This window comes from Pseudonocardia sp., from assembly GCF_050250275.1.
In the GTDB taxonomy this organism is placed as follows: domain Bacteria; phylum Actinomycetota; class Actinomycetes; order Mycobacteriales; family Pseudonocardiaceae; genus Pseudonocardia.
Map to the genome: position 1 here is coordinate 80,406 of NZ_JBFWOY010000006.1, position 25,129 is coordinate 105,534.

Here is a 25,129-nt window from a genome sequence, read left to right on the forward strand (position 1 = left end):
TGGGGTGGTCGCCCGGAACGGTCAAAGCGAACGTTCCTATGCGGTGATAGACGTCGCCTATCAGGCGTCGTGGGTGCGCTGTCCGATCACCTCGACGCGGATCGCCCGCGCCGCCGGGACACCCAGCACCAGTGCGCTCGGGCCGTGCACGACGTCGATCGTGCCCGCGGTGGCATGATGCTCGGCCACCTGCAGGACGCTGCCCAGGGCGATCCCGAGCCGGTCGAGATGGCGCAGGATGCCCGGGTCGGTGTCCGACACCCGCACCACCCGTACCCGTGCCTGCTCGGCGACCGCGTCGAGGGTCAGCTCCGCCTCGTTCGGCATGCCGCCGTCGGCGTTCGGAATGGGGTCGCCGTGGGGGTCACGGTCGGGCTCGCCCAGGCGCGCGGCGAGCCGCTCGACGAACGTGTCCGACACCGCGTGCTCCAGGACGTCGGCCTCGTCGTGCACCTCGTCCCACCGGTAGCCCAGGTACTCGACCAGGAACGTCTCGATCAGCCGGTGCTTGCGCACGGTGGCCAGCGCGATCCGCCGGCCGTCGTCGGTCAGCTCGATCGTGCCGTAGCGGGCGTGGGTGACCAGCCCGCGCTCGGTCAGCCGGCGCACGACCTCCGACACCGACGACGCCGCGAGCCCCAGCCGGCCGGCGAGCCGCGACACCGTCACGGGCTCGTCCGACCACTCCCCGGCGGTCCACAGGACCTTGAGGTAGTTCTCCGTCGCCGCGGACTCCGACATTCGGCCCTCTCGTCGCACACCCCGATGCCCGGAACGGTACGGCAGCGCGCGCGTCGCTCAGAGCCGCTCCCCGTGCACGACGGCGTCGACGACCGGCCGTCCACCCCCGGGCCCGCGCCACCGGGTCACCAGCCCACGTGGCCCGAACAGGTAGACGAGCGTGAACGCCGCCCCCTGGGTGACGACGACCAGGCCGCCGGGCGCGGCGTCGAGCCAGTAGCTCAGGTACAGCCCGATCGTCGCGCACACCGCCGACAGCACCGGTGCGAGCAGCAGCATCCGGGAGAACCGGTCGGTGAGCAGCTGCGCCGTCGCCCCGGGCAGGATCAGCATCGCGACGACGAGGATGACCCCGACGACCTGCAGGGCCACGACCGCGGTGAGCGCGAGCAGCCCCAGCAGCAGCGCGCCGAGGCGGCGCGGCGAGAGCCCGATCGCGTGGGCGTGGCCGGGGTCGAACGCGTAGAGGACCAGGTCACGACGCTTGGCCAGCAGCACGGCGGCCACGATCGCCCCGAGCGCGACGACCTGGACGAGGTCGGTGACCGACACCCCCAGGACGTTGCCGAACACGATGTGGTTGAGATCGGTCTGGCTGGGTGTCACCGAGATCAGCACGAGCCCGAGCGCGAACAGGGTCGTGAACACGATCCCGATCGCGGCGTCCTCCTTGACCCGGCTGGTGTCGCGGATCGCCCCGATGAGCCCGACGGCGAGGAACCCGAACACCACGGCGCCGATCGCGAACGGCAGGCCGAGGACGTAGGCGAGGACGACGCCGGGCAGCACGGCGTGCGACACCGCGTCGCCCATCAGCGACCACCCGATCAGCACCAGCCAGCACGACAGCAGCGCGCACACCACCGCGGCGACCACCGTCGTCACCAGGGCACGGATCATGAACCCGTAGGACAGCGGCTCGATGATCAGGTCGATCGGGTTCATGCCGGACGTCCCTGCTCCAGTGGGTCGACCCCGAACGCGCGGGCCAGGTTCTCCGGGCGCAGCACCTCGTCGACCGGGCCGTGCAGCAGCACCCGGCGCAGCAGCAGGACCGCCTCGTCGGCCAGCGCCGGAAGGGCGTGCAGGTCGTGGGTGGCGATCAGGACCGCGCAACCGGCAGCCGCCAGGTCGGCCAGCAGCGCCGACATCGTCGCCTCCGAGCGCTTGTCCACGCCCGCGAACGGCTCGTCGAGCAGCAGGACCTCGGCTCCCTGCGCGATCCCGCGGGCGACGAAGGCACGCTTGCGCTGCCCGCCGGAGAGCTGCCCGATCTGCCGGTCGGCCAGCTCGGTCAGCTCCACCCGGGCCAGCGCGTCGGCGACGGCGACCCGGTCGGCCGCGTGGGACCGCCGCAGCGGGCCCAGCCGCCCGTAGCGGCCCATGGTCACGACGTCGCGGACCGACACCGGGAACGACCAGTCGACGGCCTCGGCCTGCGGGACGTAGCCGACCATGCCGCGCCGGCGCGCCACGGCCGGGTCGTGACCGGCGATCCGGACCCGGCCCGCGTCCGCCCGCAGCAGCCCCATGATCGACTTGAACAGCGTCGACTTCCCCGAGCCGTTCATGCCGATCAGCCCGCACACCGTGCCCGGGTCGAGCCGCAACGACACCCCGTCCAGGGCTACCACGGGTCCGTAGCGCACGGTCAGCCCGTCGACCTCCACCGCCGCGGCGCTCACTCCGCCGCTCCGGTGAGCCCCGCGATGATCGTGCGGGTGTCGTGGCGGATCAGGTCCAGGTAGGTGGGGACAGGCCCGCCCGGTTCCGACAGCGAGTCGACGTAGAGCACGCCGCCGAACCGGGTGCCCGTCGCGGCGACGACCTGGCGCATCGCGCTGTCGGACACCGTGGACTCGCAGAACACGGCCGGGACGCGGTTGTCGCGGACGAAGGCGATGGTCGACGCGACCTGCTGCGGCGTCGCCTGCTGCTCGGCGTTGACCGCCCAGATGTAGCGCTCGGTCAGGCCCGCGTCGCGTGCGAGGTAGGAGAACGCGCCCTCGCACGTCACGAGCGCGCGCTGGGTCGGTGGTACCGCGGCCAGGGCCGACACCAGCTCGTCGTGGACCTTGCGGAGCTCGGCCTTGTAGGCCTCGGCGTTGGCGCGGAACGCGTCCGCGTTGGCGGGGTCGAGGTTCGCGAACGCCGCGACCATGTTGTCGACGTAGCGCGCCACGTTGTTCGGGCTCATCCACGCGTGCGGGTTCGGCTTGCCCGCGTAGGCGTCCTCGCTGATGTCGATGACCTCGACCCCCTCGGAGACGACGACGTGGGGCACCGTCAGCTCCGAGACGAACCGGTCGAACCAGAGTTCGAGGTTGAGCCCGTTGTCGACGATCAGGTCGGCCTCAGCGGCCTTGCGGATGTCGCCGGGGGTGGGCTCGTAGCCGTGGATCTCGGCGCCGACCTTGGTGATCGACTCGACCTGCAGGTGCTCCCCCGCCACGTTGCGGGCGATGTCGGCGAGCACCGTGAACGTGGTGAGGACCAGCGGTGTGTCGGCGGCGCGCGCCGGGCCCGCGCCGGAACACCCGCTCAGGGCCAGCAGCAGCACGAGCAGTACCGCTGCTGGACCGGTCCGGGGGCGCGTGGCGCCCCGGAGGGGTCGGCGGGGGGTCGACCCATCGCCGCATCGCGAACCGGACATGACGGGCAGAGTAAAAGTTCGGGTGCCCGAAATCTAGGTTTCGGCTGGTCTGACCTCTTGAGACAGTGTCTCAGCCGACATGGCGGATCTGGGGCCAGAGCTGCGCCCAGCTCGCGGTGGGACCGCGGCAGACGACGACCGGCGCGCCCTGCTCGTCGTTGTCCAGGCCGATGCCGTTGTCGATGCGCGCCAACGATTCCACCGACCCGCACCAGCGGGCGAGCGCGGCGGGCGGGTAGCCGACGACGATCGCCGTGGTCGCCGCCGCCGGCGGCGGGCCCCACTCGCCGTAGCTGTTGTGCCCGCTGTGCACCGGCGGCAGACCCAGGGCCGGACCGAAGCGGTCGACGGCTCCCGCCTCGCCGTAGTTCGCCGTCAGGATCACCGTGCTCGCGCGCTCGGTGGGCGGCAGGGCGTCGACGGCACGCGCGAGCGTCGCGACGAACCCGGGCCAGCCGACCTGCTCCCCCGCGTCGTAGTTGACCGCGGCGATCGGCGAGCCGGGCAGTGCGGCGGCCGGGACGAGCGGCAGGAAGAGCAGGGCGCTGACCGCCGCGGCGAGCGCGACGCCGGCGACGAGGAGCCCGCGCCGGACCCGTCGCGCCCCCCGGCCCGCCCACGCCACGACCGGGCCGGCCCCGGCGGCGAGCAGCAGCGGGTAGAGCCCGACCATGTAGTACGGCTTGCCGCCCGTCGCGACGAACACGACGAGCAGTACCACCCAGGCGACGGCGAAGGCACGCCAGCGGCGCAGGGCCGGGTCGCGGGCGAGGCGCCACAGCCCGGTGCCCCAGACCGGCACGAGCAGCGGGCTGACGATCACCAGCTGGTAGGGCACGAGGATCCAGCGCGACGCGCTGGTCCCGGAGCTGCCCCCGGCGATGGCGGCGGAGAGCTGGAGCATCGGCCAGCCGTGCCGGGCCTCCCACACCAGGAACGGCGCCCAGACCACGAGCGCGACGAGCCCGCCGAGCCAGGGCCACGGCGTGCGCAGGACGTCGCGCGGCCCGGCGACGAGGATGCCGATCAGCAAGGCGCCCACCAGGAACGCGGGCAGCACCTTGTTCTGCAGTCCGACCCCGGCGGCGAGGCCGACGAGCAGCCACGTCGCGCCGCCGTCGCGCAGCGCCCGCACCCCGAGCCAGGACACCAGCGCCCAGGCGAGGACGTCGAAGGTCGTCGTCGACAACAGGTGCCCGACGGCGAGCAGGAACGACGACGCCCCGGTCGCGGCGGCGGCCAGCAGCTGGGCGCCCCGGCCGCCGCCGAACTCGCGCGCGATCAGCCCGGCGCACACCACGACGAGCGCCGCCGCGAGCGCGGACGCCACCCGCAGGCCGACCAGCGAGTCGCCGAACAGGACCGTCGCGACCCTGGCCAGCAGTGGGGTGAGCGGCGGCTGGTCGACGTAGCCGAACGCGAGCTCGCGTCCCGCGCGCAGGAAGTACAGCTCGTCGCGGTGGTAGCCGTAGCGGCCTGCGGTGGCGAGCAGCGCGACGAGGACGACGGCGGCGGCGCCACCCACGCCGGGCCACCACAGCCGGGACCGCACCCGCTCGCCGACGACCGTCATCGCCACCCCCCTCGGCGGCGCCCATCCTGCCGCGCCCGCGCCGCCGCACGAAACTCGTTGACCTCGACCCGGGTCGAGGGCGCACGCTTGCCCGGTGAGCAGCGCGACGGACGACCCGACATCCACCCCGGCGACGGCGCCGGCGGCCGCGCCCGGCACCGACCGGGCCGCGGTGCGGCCGGAGCTGTTCGGGCCCGGACGCCGCGCCACGACGGTCGGCATCCTGCTGCTGATCAGCATGATCGCGTTCGAGGCGATGGGCGTGGGCACCGCGATGCCGGCGGTCGTGGCCGACCTGGGCTCGGTGGCGTCGTACGCGTGGCCGTTCGTGGCGTTCACGGCGGCGAGCGTCGTCGGGACCGTGCTGGGTGGACGCTGGTGCGACCAGCGGGGGCCGCGGGGCACGCTGATCACCTCGCCGATGCTGTTCGGGGCCGGCCTGCTGGTGGCGGGGACGGCACCGTCGATGGCGCAGCTGCTGGTGGGGCGTGTGCTGCAGGGGCTGGGCGCCGGGGCGGTGGCCGTCGCGGTGTACGTGCTGATCGCGCTCGTGTACAGCCAGCGGGCGCGCCCCGCGGTGTTCGCGCTGATCTCGTCGGCGTGGGTGCTGCCCGCCCTGGTGGGGCCGCCCGTCGCGGGTGTGGTCACCGAGCGGCTGTCGTGGCACTGGGTGTTCCTCGGGATCGTGCCGTTCGTCGTCGTCGCGGTGGTGCTGGTGCTGCCCGCGGTCCGCGACCTGCCGGCGGCCCGGCCTGCGCCCGGCGGCGCGCACGGGCGCGCGGTCGTCGTCGCCGCCCTCGCCGCGGCGGCCGCGGTCGCGGCGCTGAGCTGGGCCGGCCAGCACCCGACGGGCTGGCCGGCCGCGGTGGTCGCCGCCGTCGCGCTGGCACTGCTGGTCCCGGCGCTGCGCCGGCTGCTGCCGGTGGGCTCGTTCCGGGCCCGCCGCGGCATCGCGGCGGTCGTCGCGTCGCGCGGCCTGCTCTCGGGCGCCTCCTTCACCGTCAACGCCTACCTGCCGCTGATGCTGACCTCGACGCACGGCTGGTCGTTGTCGGCCGCCGGCATCCCGCTGATCGTGGGGGCGCTGGGCTGGTCGTCGGCGGCGGCGTGGCAGGGCCGGCACCCGGACCTGTCGCGGCCGGCGCTGCTGCGGGTGGGGTTCGCGTTCGTGGCCGTCGGGATCGCGGGGCTGCTGGTGGTGGCGCCGTCGTGGGGTGTGGCGTGGCTGTCGCTGCCGTTCTGGGTGGTGGCAGGCGTCGGGATGGGGCTCGGGTTCTCGTCGTTGTCGTTCCTGCTCCTGGCGCGGTCGGCGGAGTCGGGGCCGGGTCGGGTCGGGTTCGACTCGGCGGCGGCCCAGCTCACCGACCAGCTCTCGCAGGCGACGCTGGTCGGTGCCGGCGGCGCCCTGCTGGCGACGACGGCCTCCCCCGCCGTCGCCCTGCCGTTGCTGATCGCGGGGTTGCTGGTGCTGGCCGTGGCGGGCACGGGGATCGCGGGCCGCACGGCGGGCGCGACGAGCCGGTGAGCCGGCGGCAGCCGGCCGGGGCCGGGGACCCGCCCGCGGTACTCTTCCCGGTCACCGGCATCACCGGCCTGCAGCAGCTCGGCGCCCGGCCGTTCGTGCAGAACCCGTTCTACGGCGCCGCGCTGATCGTCGATGTCGTCCTCTCGTTCGCGGTGCGTTCGCGCCGCAGGAAGGCCGCGTGATGGCCCACGAGTTCCAGCTGGTCGTGCGCGGAGCCACGGTCGCCAACGCCGACGGTCACACCGTCGCCGACGTCGCCGTCCGGGACGGGGTCGTCGTCGAGGTCGGCGCCCAGGTCGCGGGCAGCGGGGAGCACGAGCTCGACGGCCGCGGCAAGGTCCTCGCGCCCGGCGGCATCGACCCGCACACCCATTTCCACACCCCCAGCCCCGACGGCTCGCTGATGTCGGCCGACGACTACGAGAGCGGGACGCGCGCCGCGGCGGCGGGCGGCGTCACGACGGTGATCAACTACGCGTTCCAGCAGCTCGGCGAGTCGCTGTGGACGACGCTGGAGCGCGAGGCGGCGAAGGCTGACGGGCGCGCGCACGTCGACTACGGGTTCCACCCGATCCTGACCGACCTGCTCGGCGGTAGCTCCCTCGCCGAGCTCGCGCCGCTGGTCGAGGCGGGCTACCCCAGCGTGAAGATCTTCACCGCCTACGACCCGTTCCGCGTCACCGACCGCGAGGCCATCCGTGTCCTGGCCGCCGCGGCCCGGGCGGGCGCACTGGTCAACATCCACGCCGAGGACGACGGCCTGACCCACTACCTGACCGACACCCTGGCCGCGGTGCCGGCGACGGTCGAACCCATCCTCGGCACCTTCAAGCGCAGCCGCCCCGAGGTCGCCGAGGAGCTGGCCATCGAGCGCATGGCGGTCTACGCGCGCACGGTCGGCTGCCCGGTGTACTTCGTGCACCTGTCCTCGCGCGGCGCCGTGGAGGCGGTGCGGCGCGGGCGCGCGGCCGGCGGCCGGATCTACACCGAGGTGCGGCCGGCGTACCTGTTCCTCGACGAGTCGCGCTACGACCAGCCCGACGGCCAGCGCTACGTCTGCGTGCCGCCGCTGCGCACCGCCGACGACCAGGCCGCGCTGTGGGACGCCATCGCCGCCGGCGAGATCGAGACCTCGGCCAGCGACCACACCACCTACTCCAGCGCGCAGAAGCTCGCGGCGTACGAGTCGTTCGTCGACATCCCGCCGGGGTTCGCCAGCGTCCAGACCGGCCTCGGCCTGCTCTACGGCCGCGGGGTCGCCGCCGGGCGGATGACCCTCGAGCAGTTCGTCGCGATCACCTCGGCCAACGCGGCGAAGCTGTTCGGGCTGTGGCCGCGCAAGGGCCGCATCGCGCCCGGCGCGGACGCCGACCTCGTGCTCATCGACCCCGACCGCACGACCACGCTCGCCGACGAGCCGTTGCAGTCGGCGTCGGACTACGACCCGTTCGTCGGCATCGAGGTGCGGGGCTGGCCGTCGGTGACCGTGTCGCGTGGCGACATCGTCCACCGCGACGGGACGATCACCAGCACACCCGGACGCGGCCGATGGCTGCACCGCCGGCTCGGCGATCCCGCGACCGACCCGGCGATCCCGAGCTTCTCCCCGCGCACGGGCGCCCCGGGGCCGGCCGTGCCCTGACCCGACCGGCGCCCGCCGGCGCCGGTGGCTTCTGCGACGATCATCCGACCATGACTGCACCTGTCCGCTCCTTCGACCACGAGTTCGCACCCACCCGCATCGTGTTCGGGCCCGGCCGGTCGGCCGAGGTCGGCGACGAGGTCGCCCGGCTCGGCACATCCCGGGCGATGGTGATCATGAGCGGGCACGCGCCCGGCGGGGACACGGTGCGGGCCGCGCTCGGCGACCGCGTCGCGGTGAGCTGGCACGAGATCGCCCAGCACGTGCCCGCCGACATCGCCGCGCGGGCCACGGCCTCGGCACGTGACGCCGGTGTCGACGTGATCGTCAGCCTCGGCGGCGGCTCCGCGACCGGCCTGGCGAAGGCCGTGGCGCTGGAGCTGGAGGTCCCGATCGTCGCCGTCCCGACGACCTACGCCGGCTCCGAGCTGACCCCGGTGTACGGGATGACCGGCGGGCAGCGCAAACGCACGGGATCCGACGAGCGGGTCCGGCCTCGCGTGGTGCTCTACGACCCCGAGCTGACGGTCGGCCTCCCGGCAGCGGTGACGGGCCCGAGCACGTTCAACGCGTTGGCGCACTGCTTCGCGGCGATGTGGTCGCCGGCCCCGAACCCGCTGATCGCCGCACTCGCCGCCGACGGCGTGCGCACCCTGTGGGCGTCGCTGCCCGTCGTCACCGACAACCCCACGGACCTCGACGCCCGCGCCGGACTGCAGTACGGCGCCTTCCTGGCCGGGACGGCGCTCGGCTCGGCCGGGACCGGTCTGCAGCACCGCATCTCCCACGCCCTCGGCGGGCGGCTGGGCCTCGTCCACGCCGACACACACTCCGTGGTGCTGCCCTACGTCGTCGCGCTCAACACCCCGGCGGCGCCGGACATGGTCGCGCGGGTGCGTCCGTACCTGGGCGACGATCCCGGCCACTCGCTGTGGGAGCTCGCCGGCCGGATCGGGCTGCCGCGCGACCTGGCTGCGCTCGGCGCCACCGACGAGGCGCTCGACGGCGTCGCCGACGACGTCGCGGACACCCCGAACCCGGTCCCGGCCACACGCGCCACGATCCGGGCACTGCTCGAGCGCGCGTACCGCGGTCGTGAGTGGCAGTAGTCGCCGCAGCGACCACTGCCACCCGCGGTCAACCCTCCAGGTCGCCCTCGGACTCCAGGTACGCGGTGCGCAGCGCTGCCAGCGTGTCGGGCTCCGGGGACGCCCACATGCCGCGCTCGACCGCTTCCAGCAGGCGCTCGGCCATGCCGTGCAACGCCCACGGGTTCGACTCGGTCAGGAACGCCCGGTTCTGCGGGTCGAGGACGTACTCGGCGGTCAGCCGTTCGTACATCCAGTCGTCGACGACGCCGGTCGTGGCGTCGTAGCCGAACAGGTAGTCGACGGTCGCGGCCATCTCGAAGGCGCCCTTGTAGCCGTGGCGGCGCATCGCGGTGATCCAGCGCGGGTTGACCACGCGCGCCCGGAACACCCGGGCCGTCTCCTCCGACAACGTCCGGGTGCGGACCGACTCCGGCCGCGTCGAGTCGCCGATGTAGGCCGCGGGGGCGGTGCCGGTGAGCGCGCGCACCGTCGCGACCATCCCGCCGTGGTACTGGTAGTAGTCGTCGGAGTCGGCGATGTCGTGCTCGCGGGTGTCGGTGTTCTTGGCCGCCACCGCGATCCGCCGGTAGGCGTTCTCCATGTCGTCGCGGGCGGGGACGCCGTCGAGGCCGCGGCCGTAGGCGTAGCCGCCCCAGGTCGTGTAGACCTCGGCGAGGTCGGCGTCGCCGCGCCAGTCGCGGGACTCCACGAGCTGCAGCAGGCCCGCGCCGTAGGTGCCGGGCTTGGAGCCGAAGACGCGGGTGCGGGCGCGGCGCTCGTCGCCGTGGCGCTCGCGGTCGGCGGCGACGTGGGCGCGCACGAAGTTCTGCTCGGCCGGTTCGTCGAGGCCTGCGACGAGGGCGACGGCGTCGTCGAGCAGGGCCAGGACGTGGGGGAACGCGTCGCGGAAGAATCCGGAGATGCGGACGGTGACGTCGATGCGGGGGCGGCCCAGCTCGTCGAGCGGGATCGGTTCCAGCGTCACGACGCGCCGCGACATCTCGTCCCACACCGGCCGGACGCCCAGGAGCGCGAAGACCTCGGCGACGTCGTCGCCGCTCGTGCGCATGGCGCTCGTCCCCCACACCGACAGCCCGACGGACCGCGGGTACTCCCCCTCGTGGTCGCGTCGGTAGCGCTCGACGAGCGACTCCGCCATCGCCTGCCCCGTCTCCCAGGCCAGCCGGGAGGGGACGGCCTTGGGGTCGACGGAGTAGAAATTGCGCCCGGTCGGGAGCACGTTGACCAGGCCGCGCAGCGGTGAGCCCGACGGGCCGGCGGGGATGAAGCCGCCCGCGAGGGCGTGCAGGACGCGGTCGATCTCGTGGCGGGTGCCGTCGAGGCGGGGCACGACCTCGGTGGCGGCGAACCGCAACACGGGCTCGGCTGCCGGCGCTTTGTGAAGGCGCGCAACCCCGGGGACCGCGGCGGGGTCCCAGCCCGCCGCCTCCATGTCGGCGACCAGAGCGTGGGCCAGCTCCTCGACCGCGTCGGTGCGCGCCTTGGTCTCCGAGCCGTCCTCGGCCAGGCCGAGGGCTTCCCGCAGCCCGGGGACGCATCGCTCGCCGCCCCACATCTGCCGGGCGCGCAGCATCGCGAGCACGAGGTCGACGCGCTGCGCGCCGGTCGGCGCCGCTCCGAGGACGTGCAGCCCGTCGCGGATCTGGACGTCCTTGATCTCGCACAGCCAGCCGTCGACGTGCAGGAGCATGTCGTCGAAGTGGTCCTCCTCGGGGCGCTCGGCCAGCCCGAGGTCGTGGTCGAGCTTGGCCGCCTGCATCAGCGTCCAGATCTGCTGGCGGATCGCGGGCAGCTTCGCCGGGTCGAGTGCTGCGATGTTGGCGTGCTCGTCGAGCAGCTGCTCCAGCCGCGAGATGTCGCCGTAGGACTCGGCGCGGGCCATCGGCGGGATCAGGTGGTCGACCAGCGTGGCGTGGGCGCGGCGCTTGGCCTGGGTGCCCTCGCCCGGATCGTTGACCAGGAACGGGTAGACCAGCGGCAGGTCGCCCAGCGCGGCGTCGGTCCCACAGGCCGCGGACATGCCCAACGTCTTGCCCGGCAACCACTCCAGGTTCCCGTGCTTGCCGACGTGCACGATCGCGTCGGCACCGAAGCCGTCCTCGTCGCGCGGCGCGGCGAGCCAGCGGTAGGCGCCGAGATAATGGTGCGACGGCGGCAGGTCCGGGTCGTGGTAGATCGCGACGGGGTTCTCGCCGAACCCGCGGGGCGGCTGCACCATCAGCACGACGTTGCCCGACCGCAGCGCGGCGACGACGATCTCGCCGTCCGGGTCGGCCGAGCGGTCGACGTAGTGCTCGCCCGGCGCGGGCCCCCAGTGCTTCTCGACGCCCTCGGTCAGCTCGGCGGGCAGCCGGGCGAACCACGACCGGTAGCGGGCCGCCGAGATGCGGACCGGGTTACCGGCCAGCTGCTCCTCGGTGAGCCAGGCCGGGTCCTGCCCGCCGGCCTCGATGAGCGCGTGGATCAGCGCGTCGCCGTCCCGGTCCGCGACGCCCGGGAAGTCGCCGACGTCGTACCCGGCCTCGGCCATGCTGCGCAGCAACGCGACCGTCGATGCCGGGGTGTCGAGACCGACGGCGTTGCCGATGCGCGCATGCTTGGTCGGATACGCCGACAGCATCACGACGATCCGCTTGTCCGCGTTGGGGATCCGGCGCAGCATCGCGTGCCGCACCGCGATCCCGGCGACCCGGGCGGCCCGCTCGGGGTCGGGCACGTAGACCGACAGGCCGTCGGCGTCGATCTCCTTGAACGAGAACGGCACCGTGATCAGCCGGCCGTCGAACTCCGGGACGGCGACCTGGGTGGCGACGTCGAGCGGGGTCATCCCGTCGTCCGACTCCGCCCACGACGTCCGGCTGCCGGTCAGGCACAGCCCCTGCAGGATCGGGACGTCGAGCGCGGCGAGCTCGGCGACGTCCCACGCCTCGTCGTCGCCCCCGGCCTGCGCGGAAGCGGGCTTGGTCCCACCCGCGGCCAGCACGGTGACGACCATGGCGTCAGCGGCGCGCAACGTCGTCAGCAGCTCGGGCGGGGCCTGGCGCAGCGACGCGCAGTACACCGGCAGCGGCCGACCGCCGGCGTCCTCGATCGCCGTGCACAGGGCCTCGACGTAGCCGGTGTTCCCGGCGAGCTGCTGGGCCCGGTAGTAGAGGACGGCGACGGTCGGGCCGTCGCTCTCACGCGCGGCGCGGTCGAGGACGCCCCAGGCCGGGAGCTCGGCCGGCGGGTCGAAGCCCTCGCCGGTGAGCAGCACCGTGTCGGACAGGAACGCCGCGAGCTGCGCGAGGTTGTCGGTGCCGCCCTGGGCCAGGTAGGCGTGGGCCTGCGCGGCGACGCCCGCGGGCACCGTCGACAGCTCCATCATCTCCGCGTCCGGCGCCATCTCCCCACCGAGCGCGACGACGGGCCTGCCGGAGGCCAGGACCGTGTCGAGGCCGTCCTCCCAGTAGCGGCGCCCACCCAGGATGCGCACGACGACGACGTCGACGCCGTCGAGCAGGGCGGGCAGCTCCTCGGCGAGGGTGCGGGCCGGGTTCGCGAGGCGGTAGTGCGCGCCGCTCGCGCGCGCGGACAGCAGATCGGTGTCCGATGTCGAGAGGAGCAGAATCCCGGGACGGGACTGGGGGCGCATGGCCGGCCTTCCTCGGGATCCTCGTCCCGGGTGGGGTTGGCGGCGGGCAGGTGAGTGTCCTGGCTCCCGGATCGGCGCTCGCCCCGGCCTTCCGGGCTGGTGCCCGTGGCCGTCGGTGGGGTCCGCTCCCCGGTGACAGTGGCGGGACCGCGCCGGACTCGCACCGGCTTCCTCGGTTCCGCCCGCCATGAAGTTGTCGTGCGGCTCTCACTGTCCGCAACGCCGCACGCGCGCGTCAAGCCGAGCGGCCCCGGAGTGACGATCGGCTCCCGCCACGCCCGCAATGCGGTGTTTACAGTGACGGCCGTGCCCCCGTCCGTCGCCCCGCCGCCACGCGTGCGCGCCGACGCCTGCCCCGGCGTCCTCGCCCCGCACGACGCCGCCGACGGTGCGCTGGCCCGGATCCGGCTGCCCGGCGGGGTACTGACGGCGGCCGCGGCGCGGGCCGTCGCCGACTGCGCGCAGCACCACGGCGACGGCGCCGCGCACCTGACCTCCCGCGGGAACCTGCAGCTGCGCGGCCTGCGCCGTGACGACCCGGCCGCGCTGTCGGTGCTGGTGGACGCCGGTCTGGTGCCGTCGCGGACGCACGAACGGGTGCGCAACGTGCTGGCCTCCCCGCTGTCGGGCATCGCCGGTGGGCTGGCCGACGTCCGCGGCCTCGCGGCCCGGCTCGACGCCGCCGTGTGCGCGTCTGCCCCGCTCGCCGGACTGTCCGGGCGGTTCCTGTTCGCCCTCGACGACGGCCGTGGCGACGTCGCCGCCGAGGCCCCCGATCTCTGTTGGCGGGCCCGGACCGCGACGTCGGGAACGCTGCTGGTGGCAGGCACACCGGTCGGGTCGGTGGCGCTCGCCGATGCCGTCGACGTGCTGGTCCACGCGGCGGAGGCGTTCCTCGCCCTCGGCTCCTCCGGGGCCTGGCGTGCCGCCGAGGTCGACGGTGCCCCGGCACACCTCGCCGCCGCTGTCCTCGGGAACGAACGGCACGGTGAGGCAACTGAACGGCGCGACTGCGCCGATCGTCGGCCGGGGGTCGGGGACGTGCTTCGTGACGACGGCGGGCGTGCGCTCGTCATCGCACCCGTGCTCGGCGAGCTCGCCGCCGACGACCTGCGGCTGCTCGCCCGGCTGGCCCCGGAGGTGCTCGTCACGCCGTGGCGGACGATCGTGCTGCCCTGCGGCGGCGACGCCGGGGCCCTCGCCGCCGCGGGGTTCGCCGTCGACGCCGACTCCCCCGCCACGCTGGTCAGCGCGTGCGCCGGGTCGCCGGGGTGCGCGAAGTCGCTCGCCGACGTCCGCTCCCACGCCCGCACGATCATCGTCGACACGCAGACGCGGACCCACGTCGTCGGCTGTGGGCGACGCTGCGGTGCCCCGCACGGCGCGCACCGCTCGCTCGTCGCCCGCGCGGACGGCAGCTACGACACCGAGGTCGTGAGCGGCGACGGTCGCCGCTCGCAGGGCAGTTCCGGAAGGACCGCATGACCAGCAGCTACATCCGCGACGGCGCCGAGATCTACCGGCAGTCGTTCGCGACGATCCGCGCCGAGGCCGACCTGTCGCGGTTGCCGTCCGACGTCGCCCGGATCGCGGTCCGGATGATCCACGCGTGCGGCCAGGTCGACCTCGTCGACGACATCGCGGCCTCGGCGGGCGTCGTCACCGCCGCCCGGGACGCGCTGCGCGCCGGGGCGCCGATCCTGTGCGACGCGATGATGGTCGCCGCCGGCGTCACCCGCGCGCGGCTGCCCCGCGACAACGAGGTGATCTGCACCCTGCGCGACGAGCGCGTCCCGGCACTGGCCGCGGAGCTGGGCAACACCCGGTCGGCGGCGGCGCTGGAGCTGTGGCGGCCCCACCTCGGGGGCGCGGTCGTCGCCATCGGGAACGCGCCGACCGCCCTGTTCCACCTGCTCGACATGATCGACGCCGGTGCCCCGCGCCCGGCCGCGGTCCTCGGCATCCCCGTCGGCTTCATCGGCGCCGCGGAGTCGAAGGACGCCCTCGCCGCCCGCACCGACCTCGAGCACCTCGTGGTGCGCGGGCGGCGCGGCGGCTCGGCGATCACGGCGGCGGCGCTCAACGCGCTCGCGAGCGAACAGGAGTGACGGTGCCCGGCACGTTGTACGGAGTGGGCGTCGGCCCCGGCGACCCCGAACTCGTCACGGTGAAGGCGGCGCGGCTCATCGCCGGCGCCGACGTCGTCGCCTACCACGCGGCACGCCACGGCCGGTCGATCGCCCGGCGCATCGCCGAGCCCTGGCTGCGCGGCGACCAGATCGAGGAGGCGCTGGTCTACCCCGTCACGACGGAGGCCACCGACCATCCCGGCGGCTACCAGGGCGCGATCGACGCGTTCTACACCGACGCCGCCGCCCGCCTCGCCGCGCACCTCGACGCCGGCCGCGACGTCGTGCTGCTCGCCGAGGGCGACCCGCTCTTCTACGGCTCCTACATGCACATGCACAAGCGGCTGACCCCGCGGTTCCGGGCCGTCGTCGTGCCGGGGGTGACGTCGGTGAGCGCGGCGTCGGCGGCACTGGGCCGGCCGCTGGTGGAGCGCGACGAGGTGCTCACCGTCCTGCCCGGCACGCTCCCGCGCGACGAGCTGGCCCGCCGCCTCGCCGCGACCGACTCCGCGGCGGTGATGAAGCTCGGCCGGACCTTCGACACCGTCCGCGGCGCCCTGGCCGACGCCGGGCGCCTCGCCGACGCGCACTACGTCGAGCGCGCCACCACCGACGGCGAACGCACCGCCGCGCTGGCCGACGTCGACCCCGCCGACGTCCCGTACTTCTCGATCGCGATCGTCCCGGGCCGGGTGGCGTCGAGCGTGCCGGCGGAGGCCGCCGCGGACACCGCCGCGGCGCCCGCCGGGGACCCGGCGCGCGTCGCGGGGCCCGGCGAGGTCGTCGTCGTCGGGACCGGCCCGGCCGGGCGCGACTGGCTCACCCCGCAGACCGCCGCCGCGCTCGCCCAGGCCGACGACCTCGTCGGCTACGGCCCCTACCTCGACCGGGTCGCGCCCAACCCGCGTCAGACCCGGCACGCCTCCGACAACCGTGTCGAGGCCGAACGGGCCGCGCTCGCCCTCGACCTCGCCGCCGCGGGCCGTCGCGTCGTCGTCGTGTCCGCCGGGGACCCGGGGGTGTTCGCGATGGCCGCCGCGGTGCTGGAGGTCGCGAGCGAGCAGAAGTACTCCGACGTCCCCGTGCGGGTGCTGCCCGGGATGTCCGCGGCGCAGGCCGTCGCCGCCGCCGTCGGGGCACCGCTCGGGCACGACCACGCGCTGATCTCGCTGTCGGACCGGCTCAAGCCGTGGGAGGTCGTGACCGCGCGGCTCGTCGCCGCGGCGACGGCCGACCTCGTCATCGCGATCTACAACCCGCGCTCCAACGCCCGGCCGTGGCAGCTCGGCGCGGCCCGCGACGTGCTGCTGGAACACCGTGCCGGGGACACACCCGTCGTCCTCGGCCGTGACGTCGGCGGTGCGGGACAACGGATCGTCGTGACGACGCTCGCCGAGCTGGACCCCGACGACGTCGACATGCGGACGTTGGTGATCGTCGGGTCGTCGGCGACGCGGGTCGTGCACCGCGGCGCCGGGACGACCGTGTTCACCCCGCGGCACTACGGCCCCTGACGCGCGCAACCTCCCTGCTGTCCCGCCGCTCGTCGACGACGCTGAGGTTGCGCCCGAACCGCCGCGCGCAACCTCACGGTCCGCTCGGCGCCCGAGCACGACCGTGAGGTTGCGCGCGGGGTGTCCGGCCGGGGTCAGCCGTGCAGCAGCTGCTGGGCCCAGGCCGCCGCGTCCTCGACGGTCTCGACCCGCTCCACGCCCGGCCCCGAGGGCAGCGGCGGGCGGCGCTGCACCACGACGGGGACCCGCACGTCACGCGCCGCCGTGAGCTTCGCCGCCGTCATGATCCCGCCGCTGTCCTTGGTGACGAGCACGTCGATGCGGTGCCGTTCGAGCAGGTCCCGCTCCCCGTCGACGGTGAACGGGCCACGGGCCAGCAGCACCTCGCACCGGCGCGGGACGGGCGGGTCGGGCGGCTCGACGGAGCGGACGAGGAACCACAGGTCGAGGTCGGCGAACGCGGCGACCTCCTGGCGGCCCGTCGTCAGGAAGACGCGCCTGCCCAGATCCGGCAGCAGCCGGGCGGCCTCGTCGAGGTCACGGACCCAGTGCCACAGATCGCCGGGGCCCGCGGTCCAGCCGGGGCGGCTGAGCACCAGCAGCGGCGTCGCGGTCATCGCGCACGCCCGCACCGCGTGGGCGGTGATCCGGGCGGCGAACGGGTGGGTGGCGTCCACGACGGCGTCGACCCTGTTGTCGCGCAACCACTGCGCCAGTCCGGCGGTGCCGCCGAAGCCGCCGATGCGCACCTCGCCCGGCGGCAGCGACGGCGCCTTGACCCGCCCCGCCAGCGACGACACCACCCGCATCCCCGGGGTGCCGACGAGCACGCCCGCCAGCCGGCGGGCCTCCCCGGTCCCGCCGAGGACGAGCAGGGTGCTGGGGTGGGGCGTCAGGACCGACACCGCCCGTCGGAGTAGAGGTGGGAGTCGGGGAACTGCTCTGCGGCGAGCGCGGGCCCGACGATCACGACGGCCGTCCGCTGGATGCCGGCCGCGCGCACGGCCTCGGCGATGCCGTCGAGGCGCCCGCGCAGCACGATCTCGTGCTCGCGGGTCGCGTGGGCGACGACGGCGGCCGGGCAGTCGGGGCCGTGGACGTCGAGGAGCTCCTTCACGACCTCCTCGATGCGGTGCACCGCGAGGTGCGCGACGACGGTACCCGCGGCCCGGGTGAGCTCCGCGATCCCCTCACCCTCGGGCATCGGGGTGGCGCGGGCGGCGATGCGGGTGAGCGTGACGGTCTGGGCGACCGTCGGGACCGTCAGCTCGCGGCGCAGCGCGGCGGCCGCGGCCGCGTAGGCGGGCACACCCGGGCACACGTCGTAGGGGATGTCGAGGGCGTCGAGGCGGCGCATCTGCTCGGCCATCGCGGAGAACACCGACGGGTCGCCCGAGGCCAGGCGCGCGACGTCGAGGCCGTGGGCGTGGGCACGGACCATCTCGCCGACGATCTCGTCGAGGGTCATCAGCGCGCTGTCGACCAGGCGGGCCCCCGCGGGTGCGAACCCGAGCATCTCCGGCGGCACCAGGCTGCCCGCATAGATGCACACCGGCGAGGAGGCGATGAGGTCGCGGCCACGCAGCGTCAACAGGTCGGGGGCGCCCGGTCCGGCGCCGATGAAATGGACGGTCACCGGTTCACGCTCATCGTCACGCTCCAGATCGTCACCGGCATCGCCGGACGCCAGCCGGTGAAGCCGCCGACCGCACCCGCACGGGCGACCGACAGCCGGGTCAGGGTCCCGCCGAGGCGGGCGTGGGCGGCGGCGAGGACACCTTCGGCCTCGACGGTCACCGCGTTGGCGACGAGCCGCCCGCCGGGTCGCAGCGCGGCGAGGCAGGCGTCGAGCACGCCGTCGCCGGTGACGCCGCCGCCGATGAACACCGCGTCCGGGGCGGGCAGGTCGGCGAGCGCCTCGGGAGCCCTGCCGGACACGACCTCCAGACCCGGGACGCCCAGCGCATCGGCGTTGCGGGAGATCGCGGCGACCCGGTCCAGGTGGGACTCGACGGCGACGGCCCGGCACGACGGGTGCGCCCGCATCCACTCGATCGCGATGCTGCCCGCGCCGGCGCCGACGTCCCACAGCAGCTCACCGGCCCGCGGGCCGAGCAGCGCCAGCGTGACCGCCCGGACCTCGCGCTTGGTGAGCTGGCCGTCGTGGTCGTAGGCGTCGTCGGGCAACCCGGCCGTCTCGCCGAGGACCCGCGCGTCCGGGCCGGGTTCGCAGGAGACCGCGACGAGGTTGAGCGCGTCACCGGGCGGGTGCGGCCAGTCGGACGCGTGCCCGGCGAGCAGCCGCTCCCCCGGACCGCCGAGCTGTTCGAGCAGGGCGAGCGCGCTGGGACCCCAGCCGTCGGCGTCGAGGAGGGCGGCGATCTCAGCGGGCGACTCCGCCCCGGCGGACAGCACGATCAGCCGCCTGCCGGGAGCGAGGGCGCGCCGGATCCGGGCGAGTGGGCGTCCGACGACGCTCACGACGTCGACCTCCTCGGCGGGCCAGCCCAGGCGCGCGCACGCCAGCGCCACCGACGACGGCGCCGGGAGCACGCGCAGCCGGTCGGGCCCGAGTACCCGGGCGAGGCTGGCGCCGATGCCGAAGAACATCGGGTCGCCGCTGGCCAGGACGCACACGGCGCGGTCGGCGAGCTCGGCGAACAGGTCGGGCAGGGCCGGCACCAGGGGGCTGGGCCAGGCCCGGGGGGTGGCGGTGAGGGATTCGGGGAGCAGCTGCAGCTGCCGGGGGCTGCCCAGGACCACATCGGCCGCCACGACGGCGTCACGGGCGTCGGCGGTGAGGCCGGGCCAGCCGTCGGCACCGATCCCGACGACCGTGACGCGCCCGCCGGTGCCCATGCGTGTCCCTTTCGTCGTGACCGTCCCGGTCGCCCGTGCCTCCCGGTCGACCGTGCCGTGTGTGCAGGCAACGCTAATCGCCCGCGCCGCGTGCGGTTCGTGAGTCCCGACACCACCGAGGCGGGCATCGACGGGGGCCGGTCAAGACCTTCCCATACCGAACCCATGACGACACTTGTCCGAATATGTACCGAAATCCTGTTCGAGTAGGCACCGAAGCGACATACCACATTCTTCCGACCCCCCTCACGTGACCATGGGGCGACAATCTCGCGTATCGCGTCAACCGGACAACACCGGTCACGCGGTCAAGCATTTCCGGCTACTGCGTAATCAGTTTCAAAAGAGGATCGCGCGAACAGCCAAGGACAATTCATCCGGACAGTTCCCGACGGGCTCGCCAACGACGCTTTCGTGACGAATACGCAGGTCAGATCCGCACTAGCGGACAGCCGCCGCTGCCGGAAGACCTCCGTGCCCCCACCCGGTAAATGAGCGTGGCGGCGCCCCCGCCCCCATTCCGACACTGCCCGGATCGGGTCTCGGCGCCGCGCACGAACTGTGGCGGTTCCCCGATCCCCGCCCGGCCGGCCGTGCTTAACGTTCAGCCTCGAACACCGGCCCACCCGGACCGGACGCGACACGGCACCACCGCGGACGCAGCACCCGCACACACCACGCACGCACCCACACATCCGAGAACCACCCGGACAACGGAGAACCCCATGAGCACCTCGCTTCTCGACTTCCTGATGAGCCTGCTGAACGACCCGGCCGAGCAGGCCGCCTTCCAGGCCGACCCCGCCGCCTACCTCGCGAACTGTGGGCTGTCCGACCTGAGCGCCGACGACATCCACGACGCCATCGCACTGGCCAACGACGACGAGTCGCACTCCTGGAAGGGCGGCCACGACCACGGCAGCCACCTGCCCCCGCCCCCGCCCGTGCACCACGGCCACGAGTCGCCCCACGAGGCCGCGGTCAAGTACCTGAACAACTACATCACCAACAACTACGTCTCGGTCGACGCCCGCGAGACCACGATCGACAACTCGATCCACCAGGACATCGACGCCTCGCACGGCGGCCACGTCTTCGCACCCGTCGACGTCACCGACGTCAACGCCACCGGTGACCACTCCGCGGCAGTGGGCGGCACCAACAACGGCAACATCGCCACCGGCGACGGCGCCGTGGCCGGCACCGGGAACCAGGTCGCCGAGGGCAACACCGACAGCGCCGTCAACTTCGGCGCCGGCGGCTCCGCGGTCAACAACCACGGCGCCTCGGCCACCGACGGCGGCGTCATCGGCGCCGGCACCGGCGGCGACCACACCGACAGCCACGACTCCCTGACCAACTTCGGCTCGGGCTCGGTCGCGAACGACGGCGGCAACGCCAGCCAGACCAACAGCAACAACCACACCGACTCGAGCACCCACAGCGACTCGGGCCACAACACCAGCACCGTCGACGACCACAGCACGACGGACAGCCACGCGACGACCGACTCGAACAACGACCTGTTCTCGCACAACGACGCCACGCTGACCGACGACCACAGCACCACCACGCACCTGCACACCGAGGACAGCCACGCCGTCACCGCCGACCACGGCGCCATCGCCACCGACATCCCGCTGGTCTGATCCGCGCCGCACCACCCGCAAGGGCCCGGGCCCGGCCCCGCTCCCGCGGGGGCCGGGCCCTCGGCCGTTCAGCGGTGGCGACCGGTGCTCACCCGGAGCGCAGCAGCCCCAGGAGCTGCGCCTCGTGGGCGGCCGCCGCGGCGGAGGCGAGCTCACGCGGGCGGGGCAGGTCGATCTCGACGACCGCCCGCACCCGGGCCGGTCGCGGCCCCAGCACGACGACCCGATCGGACAGGAAGACGGCTTCGCGGATGTCGTGGGTGATGAGCAGGACGGTCCAGCCGAAACGCGACCGCATCCCCTCCAGCCACTCCTGCATCCCGGTACGGGTCAAGGAGTCCAGCGCACCGAACGGCTCGTCGAGGAGCAGGACGTCGCGGTCCTGCACCACCGTCCGCAACAGCGCGGCACGTTGCCGCATGCCTCCCGACAGCTCGAACGGCCTGGACGTCTCGAACCCGGCGAGACCGAACGGCTCGAACAGCGGCTCGGCCCTCCTGCGCGCCTCCCGCCTGCCCATCCCCGCGATCTCCAGGCCGAGCGCGGCGTTGTCGAGCACGGTCCGCCACGGGAACAGCAGATCCTTCTGCGGCATGTAGCCGAACTGCGCGCCGGTGGCCGGACCGCCGTCGACGGACACCACGCCCCGGTCGGGCGCCACCAGGCCCGCGAGCACGGCGAACAGGGTGCTCTTGCCGCAGCCGCTCGGCCCGATGACCGACACCAGTTCGCCGGGCCCGGCGTGCAGGGACACGTCGTCGAGGACCTCGCGGTCCCCGAACCGCTTGGCCACACCCTCGACCCGGACCTCACGCACGGGCGCGCTCACCCCCACGACCGCACTCACCCACGACGGCGCTCACCCACGACGGCGACTCACCCACGGCGGCGCTCCGCCGCGTACCACGGCATCACCAGCCGCTGCAGGAGGAACGTCAGCCCGAACAGCGCGACGCTGATCGCGGCCGTCACGAGGACCGCGGCGAGCACCAGGTCGGTGCGGAACGAGTTCTTCTGCAGGTTCATGAAGATCCCGAGCCCCGCGCGGGCCCCGACGTACTCCGCGAAGACCGCGCCCGTCACGGCGTAGGTGATGCCGATCCGCAGCGAGGTGAAGAACGACGGCATCGCCGCGGGCAGCCGCAGGTAGCGGAACTCCTTCCAGCGCCCCGCCCCCATGCTGCGCACCAGGTTCGACGCCTCCCGGTCGGCGGAGGAGAAGCCCTCGACCAGCCCGATCGCGACGGGGAAGAAGGTCACCAGCGCGATGACGACGACCTTGGGCAGCAGCCCGAAGCCGAACCAGATGATCAGCAGCGGCGCGATCGCGATGATCGGGATCGTCTGCGACGCCACGAGCAGCGGCAGCAGCGCGCGTCGTAACCAGGGCGAGAAGTCGACGACGACCGCCAGCACCCACGCCACGGCCAGGGACACGGCGAAGCCCACGGCGGTGACCTGCACCGTCGGCACCGTGTTGGCCCACAGCGCCTCCCGGAACAGCCACCCCTGCTCCACCACCCGCAGCGGCGACGGCAGCACCTGGGGCCGGACGTCGAACGCCGTCACCGCCCACTGCCAGATCGCGACCAGGGCGGCGACCACGACCAGCGGCGGCACCACCCGGCGCCACCGCCCGCCCCGGCGGGCCACCGGCCCGGCGGGGACGCCCGGGTCGTGGGTGACGGAGCGGGCGGCGAACCCGGTACTCAGGACGTCGCTCCCAGGTAGCGGTCGGTGAACCACGTCGAGAAGTCGGGGCGGGCCGTGAGCGGCTTCCCCGCGGAGTCGACGAGGACGCCGGCGTCGAAGAGGAACCCGGAGAAACCCGCCCACTGTGCGGCGGTCTGCGTGCCGACGCGGCCGTTCGCGTCCTTCATGAAGGAGGCGGCCAGCAGCTGCTGACTGCGGTCGACGAGCTCGGGCTCGGCGAACGCCCCCGGGTTGGCGTCGCTGAGCATCCTCCCGGCCGCGGCGGGGTCGTCGGCCGCGAACTGGTAGCCCCGCTGCACCGCCTGCACGAACCTCGTCGCCACGTCGGGATGCGCCGCCAGCCAGGCACCGTTGCCCTCCAGCAGCACGCCGTAGGCGTCGGGGAAGCCGTAGTCGGTGTAGGCGAACGTCTTCAGCGGCTCGCCGCGCAGCTCGGCCTCGATGCCCTCCCACGCCGTGAACGGCTCGGTGAAGTCGACCTGCCCCGAGTACAGCGCCTCGTACGCCGACGTCCCGAGGACCACGGTGTCGAACGTGCCCCGCCCGCCCGCGTCCTTGATGACCGCCGCCATCTTCGGGACCTCACCGGGGTCGCCGAAGCCGCCGTAGGTCTTGCCGTCGAGGTCCTTGGGCGAGGCGATGTCGGTGCGGTCGGCGCGCACCGCGATCCCGGAACCCCAGTGCTGCAGGATCGCCATGACCGACACGATGTCGGCGCCCGCCGCCTTGGAGAAGGTGAACGAGTTCTGGAAGCCGATCCCGAACTCGGCCGCCCCGGATCCGACGAGCGTGTCGGGCGACGTGCTGTTGTACGGCAGGATCTGCACGTCGAGGCCGGCGTCGCGGAACCAGCCCTGCTCCTGGGCGACGAACAGCCCGGTGTGGTTGGTGTTGGGCGTCCAGTCCAGCGCGAGCCGGACCGTCGTGGCGCCGGTGGCGCCCGGGCCGCCGGAGGAACCCGAGCAGGCCGCGAGCACCAGCGCGAGCGCGGCGATCACCACCACCGGGAACCGGTACCGACGCGAACGTCGTGGAACGGGCACGTGAGTACGCACAGTCGTCGTCCTCCCTACGCCGGTGCTAACCGGGTCAGGTGCGAACGGTCGACGGCCGGTCCTGCCGCCCTCTCAGCCTCGGATCGTGAGTGCTCCCGCGGGTCGCGACGACGATACGTGTCGCCCCGGGCACGCTGCCACCCGAGTGGCGCACGTCGCTGCGCCGCCGCCGGACGAGCGCGACCTCCCCGTCGTCGCGGGCCGCCGGGACAGCGGTGCCGACGCGTCGCACCGCCGGCGGGCGACCCGGGCGCCGTCGGCAGGTCGCGGAACCGCCCGGGCGGGGCCGGGCGCCCGCGTCGGGGCTCAGGAGATGTCGGCGCGCCGGTGACGCGGCGTGCCGGGGCCGCCGTCGCCGTCCTGGTCGGCGTCGGTCGCGGCGCGGGCCTCACCGTGCTCGGGGCGCCGCGGCACCCGCGGCTCACGCCGGGCCCGCGAGTGCCGCGGCAGCGGGAGGTCACCGGCGAGCCAGGCGAGCGGACCGGCGTCGTCGCGGCGGTGCCGGCGCCCCGTGGGCGCGTCCCGCGGCACCGGCACCTCCCCGGTCACCGGGGCCGACGTGTCGCGCGGCGGCACCTCGCGGCGCACGGTCCCGTCACGGCGACCCACCTCGGCGACCACCGCGGCGGCGTGCGCCTCGACCGGCAGCGCCGCGCGGGCCGCCGCACCCGCGAGGAACCGCCCGGCCTCCTCGACGTCGGTGCGGTAGCGCTCGGCGAGGATCCCCGTCGCGTGGGCGAGCGGCAGACCCGACTCCAGGGCGGCCGTCGACCGGGCGACCGCCGCGCTGAGCCGGCTGAAGCCGGACGCGTCCGACAGCCGCGCCGCCAGTGCCTCCATCAACGGCCTGACCGTCTCCGCGAGCTCCCCCGGCACGGGCCGGAACCCGGTGCCCAGCAGCTGCACCGCGGCGACGGTACGGCCATCGAGGACGAGCGGGACGGTGACCGCACTGGCCAGCCCGGTCTCGGCCGCGACCGCCGCGACCTCCACCGAGTCCGACCGGGTCAGGTCGGCGGTGAGGACGACACAGCCCGTCGCGATCGCCTCCTGGACCGGGCCTGCCGCGCGCCGGTGCTGGAGCTCGCCGAGCCGCGTCGCCGCCGGGTCGGAGGCGAACACCGGGCCGGACAACGGATCCGGGGCGCGCGTGAACACGATCACCGCGCCCGCCACCCCCACCGCCATCGGCAGGGCCCCGCACACCCCCGAGACCAGCGCGCCGACGTCGAGCTGCGCTGTTCGCGTCCGGCCCACCTGAAGTGCGAGACCGATGAGGGTGGGGTCGTTCGCGAGCACTGCACCGTCCTTCCGCCGACCGTGCCACGTC

General features: G+C 74.4%; 21 protein-coding genes and 1 riboswitch. Of the genes, 8 read left to right on the plus strand and 13 right to left on the minus strand.

The genetic code is table 11. From position 1 onward, the window contains the following. Nucleotides 1-60: 60 nt before the first annotated feature. The 5 genes from AB7F12_RS08120 to AB7F12_RS08140 form a co-directional block, all read right to left on the minus strand. Nucleotides 61-741, minus strand: coding sequence for a metal-dependent transcriptional regulator (locus AB7F12_RS08120; protein WP_428502332.1), 681 nt, complete (start codon nucleotides 739-741; stop codon nucleotides 61-63). A 57-nt stretch (nucleotides 742-798) separates the two neighbouring features. After that, complete coding sequence (locus AB7F12_RS08125) at nucleotides 799-1,686, minus strand: metal ABC transporter permease (RefSeq protein WP_428502331.1); 888 nt, start codon at nucleotides 1,684-1,686, stop codon at nucleotides 799-801. Then, a complete protein-coding gene (locus tag AB7F12_RS08130; protein ID WP_428502330.1) occupies nucleotides 1,683-2,426 on the minus strand; it encodes a metal ABC transporter ATP-binding protein in 744 nt (247 codons plus the stop codon). The genes AB7F12_RS08125 and AB7F12_RS08130 overlap by 4 nt, the downstream gene beginning before the upstream one ends. Further along, nucleotides 2,423-3,301 (minus strand): metal ABC transporter substrate-binding protein, encoded by an 879-nt coding sequence (locus AB7F12_RS08135; RefSeq protein WP_428502329.1) that lies wholly within the window; start codon nucleotides 3,299-3,301, stop codon nucleotides 2,423-2,425. The genes AB7F12_RS08130 and AB7F12_RS08135 overlap by 4 nt, the downstream gene beginning before the upstream one ends. A gap of 163 nt (nucleotides 3,302-3,464) precedes the next feature. Further along, nucleotides 3,465-4,967, minus strand: coding sequence for a glycosyltransferase family 39 protein (locus AB7F12_RS08140; RefSeq protein WP_428502328.1), 1,503 nt, complete (start codon nucleotides 4,965-4,967; stop codon nucleotides 3,465-3,467). 94 nt (nucleotides 4,968-5,061) lie between these two features. Here AB7F12_RS08140 and AB7F12_RS08145 point away from each other — a divergent pair, with 94 nt between their 5' ends. From AB7F12_RS08145 to AB7F12_RS08160, 4 genes are read left to right on the plus strand one after another with little or no spacing between them, the layout of a single operon-like run. Next, entirely contained in the window at nucleotides 5,062-6,492 is a 1,431-nt protein-coding gene (locus AB7F12_RS08145; RefSeq protein ID WP_428502214.1) for an MFS transporter, read from the plus strand. After that, a complete protein-coding gene (locus AB7F12_RS08150) occupies nucleotides 6,489-6,674 on the plus strand; it encodes a hypothetical protein (protein WP_428502213.1) in 186 nt (61 codons plus the stop codon). Before AB7F12_RS08145 ends, AB7F12_RS08150 begins: the two co-directional genes overlap by 4 nt. Next, nucleotides 6,674-8,134 carry a dihydropyrimidinase gene (gene hydA / locus AB7F12_RS08155; protein ID WP_428502215.1) on the plus strand — a complete coding sequence of 487 codons (1,461 nt, stop codon included), beginning with the start codon at nucleotides 6,674-6,676 and terminating at the stop codon, nucleotides 8,132-8,134. Before AB7F12_RS08150 ends, hydA begins: the two co-directional genes overlap by 1 nt. Nucleotides 8,135-8,184: 50 nt before the next feature. After that, nucleotides 8,185-9,243 carry a maleylacetate reductase gene (locus AB7F12_RS08160; RefSeq protein ID WP_428502212.1) on the plus strand — a complete coding sequence of 353 codons (1,059 nt, stop codon included), beginning with the start codon at nucleotides 8,185-8,187 and terminating at the stop codon, nucleotides 9,241-9,243. 28 nt (nucleotides 9,244-9,271) lie between these two features. On the opposite strand, the gene cobN is transcribed toward AB7F12_RS08160, so the two are convergent. Further along, nucleotides 9,272-12,880 carry a cobaltochelatase subunit CobN gene (gene cobN, locus AB7F12_RS08165; protein WP_428502211.1) on the minus strand — a complete coding sequence of 1,203 codons (3,609 nt, stop codon included), beginning with the start codon at nucleotides 12,878-12,880 and terminating at the stop codon, nucleotides 9,272-9,274. Nucleotides 12,881-12,933: 53 nt separating this feature from the next. After that, nucleotides 12,934-13,053: riboswitch (cobalamin riboswitch) on the minus strand. Nucleotides 13,054-13,186: 133 nt separating this feature from the next. Between cobN and AB7F12_RS08170 the strand changes: the two genes are divergently transcribed. From AB7F12_RS08170 to AB7F12_RS08180, 3 genes are read left to right on the plus strand one after another with little or no spacing between them, the layout of a single operon-like run. Further along, the gene (locus tag AB7F12_RS08170; RefSeq protein WP_428502210.1) at nucleotides 13,187-14,365 is read left to right on the plus strand and encodes a precorrin-3B synthase; all 1,179 of its coding nucleotides are present in this window, start codon (nucleotides 13,187-13,189) and stop codon (nucleotides 14,363-14,365) included. After that, entirely contained in the window at nucleotides 14,362-14,988 is a 627-nt protein-coding gene (locus AB7F12_RS08175) for a precorrin-8X methylmutase (RefSeq protein ID WP_428502209.1), read from the plus strand. Before AB7F12_RS08170 ends, AB7F12_RS08175 begins: the two co-directional genes overlap by 4 nt. Before the next feature lie 2 nt (nucleotides 14,989-14,990). Further along, nucleotides 14,991-16,523, plus strand: a complete 1,533-nt coding sequence (locus tag AB7F12_RS08180; protein WP_428502208.1) for a precorrin-2 C(20)-methyltransferase — start codon at nucleotides 14,991-14,993, stop codon at nucleotides 16,521-16,523. A 134-nt stretch (nucleotides 16,524-16,657) separates the two neighbouring features. Here AB7F12_RS08180 and AB7F12_RS08185 read toward each other — a convergent pair whose 3' ends face one another. From AB7F12_RS08185 to cbiE, 3 genes are read right to left on the minus strand one after another with little or no spacing between them, the layout of a single operon-like run. Further along, on the minus strand, nucleotides 16,658-17,428 hold the full coding sequence (locus AB7F12_RS08185; RefSeq protein WP_428501747.1) for a cobalt-precorrin-6A reductase: 771 nt from the start codon (nucleotides 17,426-17,428) through the stop codon (nucleotides 16,658-16,660). Next, complete coding sequence (gene cobM / locus AB7F12_RS08190) at nucleotides 17,416-18,159, minus strand: precorrin-4 C(11)-methyltransferase (protein ID WP_428501746.1); 744 nt, start codon at nucleotides 18,157-18,159, stop codon at nucleotides 17,416-17,418. Before cobM ends, AB7F12_RS08185 begins: the two co-directional genes overlap by 13 nt. After that, nucleotides 18,156-19,382 carry a precorrin-6y C5,15-methyltransferase (decarboxylating) subunit CbiE gene (gene cbiE / locus AB7F12_RS08195; RefSeq protein ID WP_428501745.1) on the minus strand — a complete coding sequence of 409 codons (1,227 nt, stop codon included), beginning with the start codon at nucleotides 19,380-19,382 and terminating at the stop codon, nucleotides 18,156-18,158. The genes cobM and cbiE overlap by 4 nt, the downstream gene beginning before the upstream one ends. Before the next feature lie 725 nt (nucleotides 19,383-20,107). Here cbiE and AB7F12_RS08200 point away from each other — a divergent pair. After that, entirely contained in the window at nucleotides 20,108-21,031 is a 924-nt protein-coding gene (locus AB7F12_RS08200; RefSeq protein ID WP_428501744.1) for an IniB N-terminal domain-containing protein, read from the plus strand. An 88-nt stretch (nucleotides 21,032-21,119) separates the two neighbouring features. Here the strand turns inward: AB7F12_RS08200 and AB7F12_RS08205 are convergent, their stop codons facing one another. The 4 genes from AB7F12_RS08205 to AB7F12_RS08220 all read right to left on the minus strand — a co-directional run bounded on the left by AB7F12_RS08205 (nucleotide 21,120) and on the right by AB7F12_RS08220 (nucleotide 25,098). Next, nucleotides 21,120-21,860 (minus strand): ABC transporter ATP-binding protein, encoded by a 741-nt coding sequence (locus AB7F12_RS08205; protein ID WP_428501743.1) that lies wholly within the window; start codon nucleotides 21,858-21,860, stop codon nucleotides 21,120-21,122. A gap of 47 nt (nucleotides 21,861-21,907) precedes the next feature. Beyond that, complete coding sequence (locus AB7F12_RS08210; protein ID WP_428516434.1) at nucleotides 21,908-22,777, minus strand: ABC transporter permease; 870 nt, start codon at nucleotides 22,775-22,777, stop codon at nucleotides 21,908-21,910. Then, entirely contained in the window at nucleotides 22,741-23,748 is a 1,008-nt protein-coding gene (locus AB7F12_RS08215; RefSeq protein ID WP_428501741.1) for an ABC transporter substrate-binding protein, read from the minus strand. Before AB7F12_RS08215 ends, AB7F12_RS08210 begins: the two co-directional genes overlap by 37 nt. Before the next feature lie 357 nt (nucleotides 23,749-24,105). Then, on the minus strand, nucleotides 24,106-25,098 hold the full coding sequence (locus AB7F12_RS08220; RefSeq protein ID WP_428516432.1) for a GAF domain-containing protein: 993 nt from the start codon (nucleotides 25,096-25,098) through the stop codon (nucleotides 24,106-24,108). Nucleotides 25,099-25,129: the final 31 nt, after the last annotated feature.